7 protein-coding genes, 1 tRNA gene and 1 rRNA gene are annotated in these 7,713 nt (G+C 43.0%); 3 read left to right on the forward strand and 6 right to left on the reverse strand.

Annotated elements, in window-relative coordinates; all coding sequences use genetic code 11:
- Positions 1-41: 41 nt before the first annotated feature.
- From HYI04_RS16305 to HYI04_RS16320, 4 genes are all read right to left on the reverse strand, one after another.
- Positions 42-118: transfer RNA gene (locus HYI04_RS16305), tRNA-Ile, on the reverse strand.
- A 61-nt stretch (positions 119-179) separates the two neighbouring features.
- Positions 180-1,717, reverse strand: a 16S ribosomal RNA gene (locus tag HYI04_RS16310).
- A gap of 426 nt (positions 1,718-2,143) precedes the next feature.
- Positions 2,144-2,713, reverse strand: a complete 570-nt coding sequence (locus HYI04_RS16315) for a peptidylprolyl isomerase (RefSeq protein WP_005402030.1) — start codon at positions 2,711-2,713, stop codon at positions 2,144-2,146.
- 72 nt (positions 2,714-2,785) lie between these two features.
- Positions 2,786-3,844, reverse strand: a complete 1,059-nt coding sequence (locus HYI04_RS16320) for an RNA-guided endonuclease TnpB family protein (RefSeq protein ID WP_178896396.1) — start codon at positions 3,842-3,844, stop codon at positions 2,786-2,788.
- Positions 3,845-3,864: 20 nt separating this feature from the next.
- Between HYI04_RS16320 and tnpA the strand changes: the two genes are divergently transcribed.
- Positions 3,865-4,278: an IS200/IS605 family transposase gene (gene tnpA, locus HYI04_RS16325; RefSeq protein WP_178896397.1), complete on the forward strand. Its 414-nt coding sequence runs from the start codon at positions 3,865-3,867 to the stop codon at positions 4,276-4,278.
- Between the two features lie 100 nt (positions 4,279-4,378).
- Positions 4,379-5,047, forward strand: coding sequence for an acetoacetate decarboxylase family protein (locus tag HYI04_RS16330; RefSeq protein ID WP_178896398.1), 669 nt, complete (start codon positions 4,379-4,381; stop codon positions 5,045-5,047).
- A 47-nt stretch (positions 5,048-5,094) separates the two neighbouring features.
- Here the strand turns inward: HYI04_RS16330 and HYI04_RS16335 are convergent, their stop codons facing one another.
- Positions 5,095-6,168 (reverse strand): alpha/beta hydrolase, encoded by a 1,074-nt coding sequence (locus tag HYI04_RS16335; RefSeq protein WP_126034728.1) that lies wholly within the window; start codon positions 6,166-6,168, stop codon positions 5,095-5,097.
- Positions 6,169-6,366: 198 nt separating this feature from the next.
- Here HYI04_RS16335 and HYI04_RS16340 point away from each other — a divergent pair, with 198 nt between their 5' ends.
- Entirely contained in the window at positions 6,367-6,915 is a 549-nt protein-coding gene (locus tag HYI04_RS16340; RefSeq protein ID WP_114837305.1) for a hypothetical protein, read from the forward strand.
- Positions 6,916-7,052: 137 nt separating this feature from the next.
- On the opposite strand, the gene HYI04_RS16345 is transcribed toward HYI04_RS16340, so the two are convergent.
- Entirely contained in the window at positions 7,053-7,280 is a 228-nt protein-coding gene (locus HYI04_RS16345; protein ID WP_114837304.1) for a hypothetical protein, read from the reverse strand.
- Positions 7,281-7,713 lie beyond the last annotated feature (433 nt).

The following is a 7,713-nucleotide window of genomic DNA, read 5'->3' on the forward strand; positions in this document are numbered from 1 at the left end:
TTTTCTGTATTCAGCATTTAACAATGCTTGTTAGTCAGATTTGGTGGGTCTGACAAGACTTGAACTTGTGACCCCACGCTTATCAAGCGTGTGCTCTAACCAACTGAGCTACAGACCCTCAGATACATCGTCATGAAGAACAACTTGTTGTGGATTCTTACCAATCGTCAATCTTTCGTTAAGGAGGTGATCCAGCCGCAGGTTCCCCTACGGCTACCTTGTTACGACTTCACCCCAGTCATCGGCCACACCGTGGTAAGCGTCCTCCTTGCGGTTAGACTACCTACTTCTGGTGCAACAAATTCCCATGGTGTGACGGGCGGTGTGTACAAGGCCCGGGAACGTATTCACCGCGGCATTCTGATCCGCGATTACTAGCGATTCCGACTTCATGGAGTCGAGTTGCAGACTCCAATCCGGACTACGATCGGCTTTTTGAGATTAGCATCCTATCGCTAGGTAGCAACCCTTTGTACCGACCATTGTAGCACGTGTGTAGCCCTGGTCGTAAGGGCCATGATGACTTGACGTCGTCCCCGCCTTCCTCCAGTTTGTCACTGGCAGTATCCTTAAAGTTCCCGGCTTAACCCGCTGGCAAATAAGGAAAAGGGTTGCGCTCGTTGCGGGACTTAACCCAACATCTCACGACACGAGCTGACGACAGCCATGCAGCACCTGTATGTAAGTTCCCGAAGGCACCAATCCATCTCTGGAAAGTTCTTACTATGTCAAGACCAGGTAAGGTTCTTCGCGTTGCATCGAATTAAACCACATGCTCCACCGCTTGTGCGGGCCCCCGTCAATTCATTTGAGTTTTAGTCTTGCGACCGTACTCCCCAGGCGGTCTACTTATCGCGTTAGCTGCGCCACTAAAGCCTCAAAGGCCCCAACGGCTAGTAGACATCGTTTACGGCATGGACTACCAGGGTATCTAATCCTGTTTGCTCCCCATGCTTTCGTACCTCAGCGTCAGTATTAGGCCAGATGGCTGCCTTCGCCATCGGTATTCCTCCAGATCTCTACGCATTTCACCGCTACACCTGGAATTCTACCATCCTCTCCCATACTCTAGCTTCCCAGTATCGAATGCAATTCCTAAGTTAAGCTCAGGGATTTCACATCCGACTTAAAAAGCCGCCTACGCACGCTTTACGCCCAGTAAATCCGATTAACGCTCGCACCCTCTGTATTACCGCGGCTGCTGGCACAGAGTTAGCCGGTGCTTATTCTGCGAGTAACGTCCACTATCCTAGAGTATTAATCCAAGTAGCCTCCTCCTCGCTTAAAGTGCTTTACAACCAAAAGGCCTTCTTCACACACGCGGCATGGCTGGATCAGGCTTTCGCCCATTGTCCAATATTCCCCACTGCTGCCTCCCGTAGGAGTCTGGGCCGTGTCTCAGTCCCAGTGTGGCGGATCATCCTCTCAGACCCGCTACAGATCGTCGCCTTGGTAGGCCTTTACCCCACCAACTAGCTAATCTGACTTAGGCTCATCTATTAGCGCAAGGTCCGAAGATCCCCTGCTTTCCCCCGTAGGGCGTATGCGGTATTAGCATTCCTTTCGGAATGTTGTCCCCCACTAATAGGCAGATTCCTAAGCATTACTCACCCGTCCGCCGCTAGGTCAGGTAGCAAGCTACCCTTCCCCGCTCGACTTGCATGTGTTAAGCCTGCCGCCAGCGTTCAATCTGAGCCATGATCAAACTCTTCAGTTAAAATCATTAGTAGCTTATGGCTACAAATCTTGGCTCATCAATTTTCTGACAAATATTTCTCAAATAAACTTCGAGTAATTTTTACCATCAATCAATGAAATATTTTCGATCGATCAATCAGTAAAAATCCACACAAGTTGTTCTTCATAATCTCTTAATGATCTTTCTAACACCTCGTCAGTGCTAGAAGCTGGACTCAATATACTCAACAACTCAGCACTTCGTGCTTCGTTCGTTTCCGTCTATCTCGTCGGTATGGGGTGCATTCTAGAGGATTTCTAAAGCTTTGCAAGTGCTTTTAACTGGTTGTTTTATCGGGTGTTGTATTTTTATGCACTAAAAAGGTTCAAAAACATGCAGTCACACACCTAACCTAATAATTTTAAAGCAGAAATATAAATTTAATATTTCTGCTCTCTTTTTTCATTACTTTTGCACTGCTGCTGCTTTAATATTCACACTGAGAATTTTAACAGGTTGTTTCGGTACATCTTGATGTGGCCCTGCACGTCCTGTCGGTACTTTAGTGATCTTATCCACCACATCCATACCTTTAGTGACCTGACCAAAAACCGCATAACCTGCGTTATTGGTACTTCTATCTAGAAAGTTATTATCCACCACATTAATAAAGAACTGACTGGTTGCAGAATGCGGTAGGTTGGTTCGTGCCATCGCCAAAGTGCCACGTTTATTAGATAGACCATTGCTTGATTCATTTTGAATGGCTGGTCGAGTTGGCTTTTCTACAAGGTCCGCAGTCATACCCCCGCCTTGTACCATGAAACCCGGAATGACGCGATGAAAGATCGTGCCGTTATAAAACTTAGCTTTCGTATAGTCTTCAAAGTTTTTTGCTGAGATAGGTGCTTTATCATTAAACAGTTCAATTTCGATGTTGCCCATTGATGTTTTCATTTCAACAATCGTGTTATTTGCCATGACCGCCATACTCATACATGTAGCCGCCACTGCAACTAAACTCTTCTTTAACATTTCTTTACTCACAGCATTCAGATGTTATTAGATTTCGGTATATTAATCGTTCAGTTTGACATCCTCCGCGACCTAAAGGACGGGGATTCCTACTGCTAGACGCTCATGTCCGAGCGCAAGAATATTCAGTGCGGAATTTATATCCCTATCATGGAATGTACCGCATTCCATGCACTGCCATTCTCTTATTCCAAGTCCCGTTCTACCTTTCGGACTACTACAGCGTGAGCCACAGCTCGAACAAGTTTGGGTGGTATAGGCTTCATTGACTTCTTTATACCATACACTTGCGTTCTCGCATTTATACTTGAGCATGGTTCTAAGTGTTGTCCAACTTGCATCTAATACAGACTTCGCTAGTTTAGTCCGTGCTAATGCCTTTGCATTCACATTACCAACGAAGATGGCTGCATGTTTATTCACCAATTTATGACTGAATTGATGTAGCGTATTTTGACGTATGTTTCTAATCTTGGCATGAATCGCTTTAACACGCTTTTTATTTCTAGCACGTTGAGCAATGCCAAGTTTTTGTTCGTATTGCCGATAGATTTGAGGGGCTTTGAGCTTTACGCCATCTGAACAGGTTACAAGGTCTTTTAAGCCCAAATCCATACCGATTGAGGTATTACCCTTTGATTTAACTTGTTTTGTCTTATCAACAACTAAACAAACATACCAACGTCCACGACTGTCTTCTACAAATGAGCCTGTTTTGACGTTGTATTTTGATAGTCCATAGCTATCCCATAGCTTGAATTGATGCTTGCCATACTGCACGTAGCCATCAGCATATTTGATTGCAACCTTTTTGAAGGGTATCCAACCCAAAGAACGTCTTGCAGACTTCTTATTACTCACCCGCCATTTTAGCTTTGCTTTTTTAAACTGCTTTCTTCGAGTAACCAATTCTTCTGTTATCGCTTGAACAGTTTGACTATGCAGATTGCATTCTTTAGATGTGCCTTTCGTGTATTTAGCAATATCGTAAGCTGAAAGAAATTCACCTTTTCTTTTTAGATGTTTAAATCCTAAATCATTCACATAATTCCAAACAAAATTTACTTCCAATGCGAGTTGGTCTAGTACCTTGTAATGTTTGTCTTTTATGCGTAACTTAAGTGTTTTCATGATTAAAATATATTTGGTCTATGAGCAATAGTCAAGAGATTAGAACAGGTCGCCACTGTGTTTTTAATATGCATGTACATTTAGTCTTTGTGGCTAAATACCGTAGAGATGTTTTTACCAAAGCAATGCTTGAAACAATGCGTGAAGTGTTTGAGCGTATCTGCTTAGACTTTGAAGCCGAGTTGGTAGAGTTTGATGGTGAACACGATCATGTTCATTTGCTTGTGAATTATCGACCTAAAATAGCAATTTCTAGCTTAGTGAATAGTTTAAAGGGTGCTTCAAGTCGCATTGTAAGAACCAAACACCCTGAAATTAAAAACAAGCTATGGGGCAGTGCTTTGTGGTCGCCTAGTTACTTCGCTGCTTCATGTGGCGGTGCGCCAATTGGAATTGTTAAACAATATATTCAACAACAGCAAACACCGCATTAATGGCTTACGCCACTCGCTTATATCCTCGGGCTAAACCCCGAGGTTTTACGCTCCAATGGATAAATAAAACACTACTTCTTCTAAGAAAACGAGAATAACGATGAATGAAGCTTTAGCCCTGTCTCAATTGAGTCAATTTCCACCTTGGCATTTACAAGGTGAAGCCTTTATTTTGAATTATTGGATCAGTCCGCAATTTATCCGACAATATAAAGCGTTTCGTATCGCCCCGTCCCCGATTGGTCGTGTGGTTCAAGTCATGTTGGTGCGTTATCATCAATCCCCTGTTGGACCTTATGATGAACTGCTTTTGCTCGACCACCCTTTACTGAGCAAACGGCGATTAAGCTCGATTCCTAAAATTTATGTGTCTACACAGATTTCAGTTGAACATGGTCAACAACTTTGGGGCATTCCGAAAGAGTTCGCTCAGTTTGACTGGCATACGCAGCACGAAACAACACAATGTCAACTCAGCACTCAAGACCAAACCCTGTGTTTAACACTCACCCAATGCAAAAAGGCACGTCCGTTTTATATTAATAGTCATCACATTCCACGTTCCATGCTCAAAATACAACAAGCATGGCAAGGTCAACGCTATGAGTTTTCTCCACAGTTTCGCGCAAAGCTAATAAAACTGAAAAAATTTGAATGGCAAAACCATACCACCCTCTTCCCAGACTTTGGCCAAGCCAAGGCTCTACAAAGTTTTTATGTCCCGAGTTTTCAGCTCGTTTTTCCAGAAGCCAAAATCCGCTCTAAATAAAAAAAGAATGTTCCACGTGAAACATTCTTTTTAAAATCCATGCTTTTTTATTTGGCATTCTTATCCCAAAATTTTCTAAAATTCTTTGCCATTTCTATGGTAATTTTTTTTGCCCGACGAGAAATGATGGTGAAGTTCACAAACCCATGGGGTTGATCTAGATAATTCTGATAATAAACCTTATTGCTCTGCTGCTTTAATTTGATGGCATAAATTTCACCTTCATCATGCAATAAATCATGACCTGCGGTGATGACAAAAGCGGGTGCGACACTTTTTAATACACCATAAGTCGGCGAAACAATAGGATCATCCAGAGCTACCTGATGTTGTTCAGCATACAACGACGTCACTCTATCGACATCTTGCCCCGTTAAGGTCAGTCCATCTTTATAAGCAAAGAACGATGGATGGCGACTTTTGAAATCGACCACGGGGTAAATTAACAGTTGTGCACTTGGCGCATAAGCTTTTGCAGCAGTTCGCTGCGCCACCACGGCACTGATATTACCACCGGCACTATCGCCAGCCACCGCAATTCGATTTTTCAAAATTTTGAACTGACGACGGTTTTGATAGACCCAAGCCAAAGCATCTTCACAAGATTGAATTAATAAATTCGGGCCAACTTCTGGCGCCAAAGGATAATCAATACTGAGCACCTGCACTTTGGCATGGATCGCCAGTAAGCGACAGACTTCATCATGACTGTCGAGACTGCCGACCACGAAGCCGCCGCCATGATAAAACACCAGCATCGGAAGTTTCTTATTCGGTGCAGGATGATAATGCCGCGCAAACACAGTTCCACTTTGTAAAGGTAGACGTAAATCCTCCACTTGTTTTACCGTGCTGGGTTTGGCGGTCAACATTTGAATTTGATGATCAAACAATTTACGCGAACGGTGGTAGTCTTCAAAAATAAAGCCCGATTTGCCTTGCTTATATTGAGCCGCCATTAAGCATTTAATAAAGGGGTCCAGTTGTTCAAACTGGTGAGGATAACCTAGTGCTTTCACCAGGCCTTCTTGTGCTACTGTCGGTAAGCGATCAATCATACGTGCCGCAGTGCCTTGGCCTTGTTCCATCCATTGTTGTAAAGTTTGATTCAACACGCCCATATCAATAATATCCTTTTATCGTTCTTCATATTCTCTACATGATCATCACTTATGTGACCATTCTCTTATATAAGTCTTCACATCAAGATACATAGCAATACGCCCTATACGCTAATCTTCTTTTAAGAGCTTGTCATTGACAATTTTTATGCCGATTTAGGAGTGTTTTGCTACTCCGTTTTATGAAGGAGACCTGCCATGACTAAAAAAATAATATTCCTCTCGCTCATCAGCACCTTGTTTGTTGGTTGTGTGGCTTTTCCCGAGGATGGCTATTATGACGGACGCTACGACCACCGCTATGATTATGATGATCGACGCTACGACCAACATGATCGCTATGAACGTGAACGAGAACGCCAACGTTGGGAATACCAACAACGACAAAACCGTATCGAACGCGAACGTCGCGAAGCAGACCGAAACCGCCAAAGACATGCTGAATGGGAACGCCAAAACCGCGAACAAGAACGGCAACGTATTGAAGCTGAGCGCAAACGGATCGCTAACCAACGTCATCACGACTGGCAACAGAAAAAGCGTGATCAAGAGCGATTAAACCAAGAACGTAAACGTTATGATGCTGAGCGTCAGCAACGACAAAATGCCGAACGCAAACGTCGTGAGCAAGAGCATCAACGGACTGAAGATCGACGCAAACAATCCCATAAGGATCGTAAGCAACGTCCCGATGATCAACGCCGCGATCAAAACAAAGGTTGGGATAACTCACGTCAAGAACGATAAAATCGTCATCGTACATCAGACTGATGAAATAACACGGCTGAACAGCTTCTAATTATTTACCCTTAAAAAAAAGACCTTCACGGCATCCTGTGAAGGTCTTTAACAAAGCGAATGTAAGAGAAGTTCTCTTTTAAGCTTTATTGTTGTGTTGTCGCAGGTGTAGATTGGATGGGTTCAATCTGAGCCGCAGGATCTGCTTGAACCTCGACTCCAGCACTTCCCTCAACGGTTGCAGTTGCATCTGGTGCAGTGGTCACTTGAGCGGACTCTGGTGCAGTACTGGTTTCACTTGAGCTACAGCCCACGATGGCAAATGCTGAACCTAAAAGCGCTAGAGACAATAATGCAGTTTTCTTATTTAACATTCTTTCATTTCCTTTTACATCATACAAAAATAGCAAAGCCAAACTTTGCCCTGCCTATCTTTGTCAAATCTGAAAACTTTTACACACGTTCTGAGTTGTAGTTTTTGCAGACTCGAGTACAACTTGTGCAATTTTTTATTAATTGGGTACAAATACCGCCTTAGGACTACATCTCCACAGCAGCTCAAGTTAATATGCTGATTCTGCATTATTTCTTTCTTCGGTGAGCAGCATAAATAGGAACTCTATGCTTACACCATCAACTCTTCAGTATTGCAGAACTCTTGTATGCTGATACACGATTAAATAATAGACTTCCGTCATAAATCAAAAAACGTACAATTTATTTGATCTTAAATTAATCAGCAAAATTATTTAATTCAAGGGATAATCCTTGGATGAAATTCAAAGATATTCAAAAATTATCAAACGT

Source organism: Acinetobacter sp. SwsAc2, assembly GCF_013391465.1.
Lineage (GTDB): Bacteria > Pseudomonadota > Gammaproteobacteria > Pseudomonadales > Moraxellaceae > Acinetobacter > Acinetobacter johnsonii.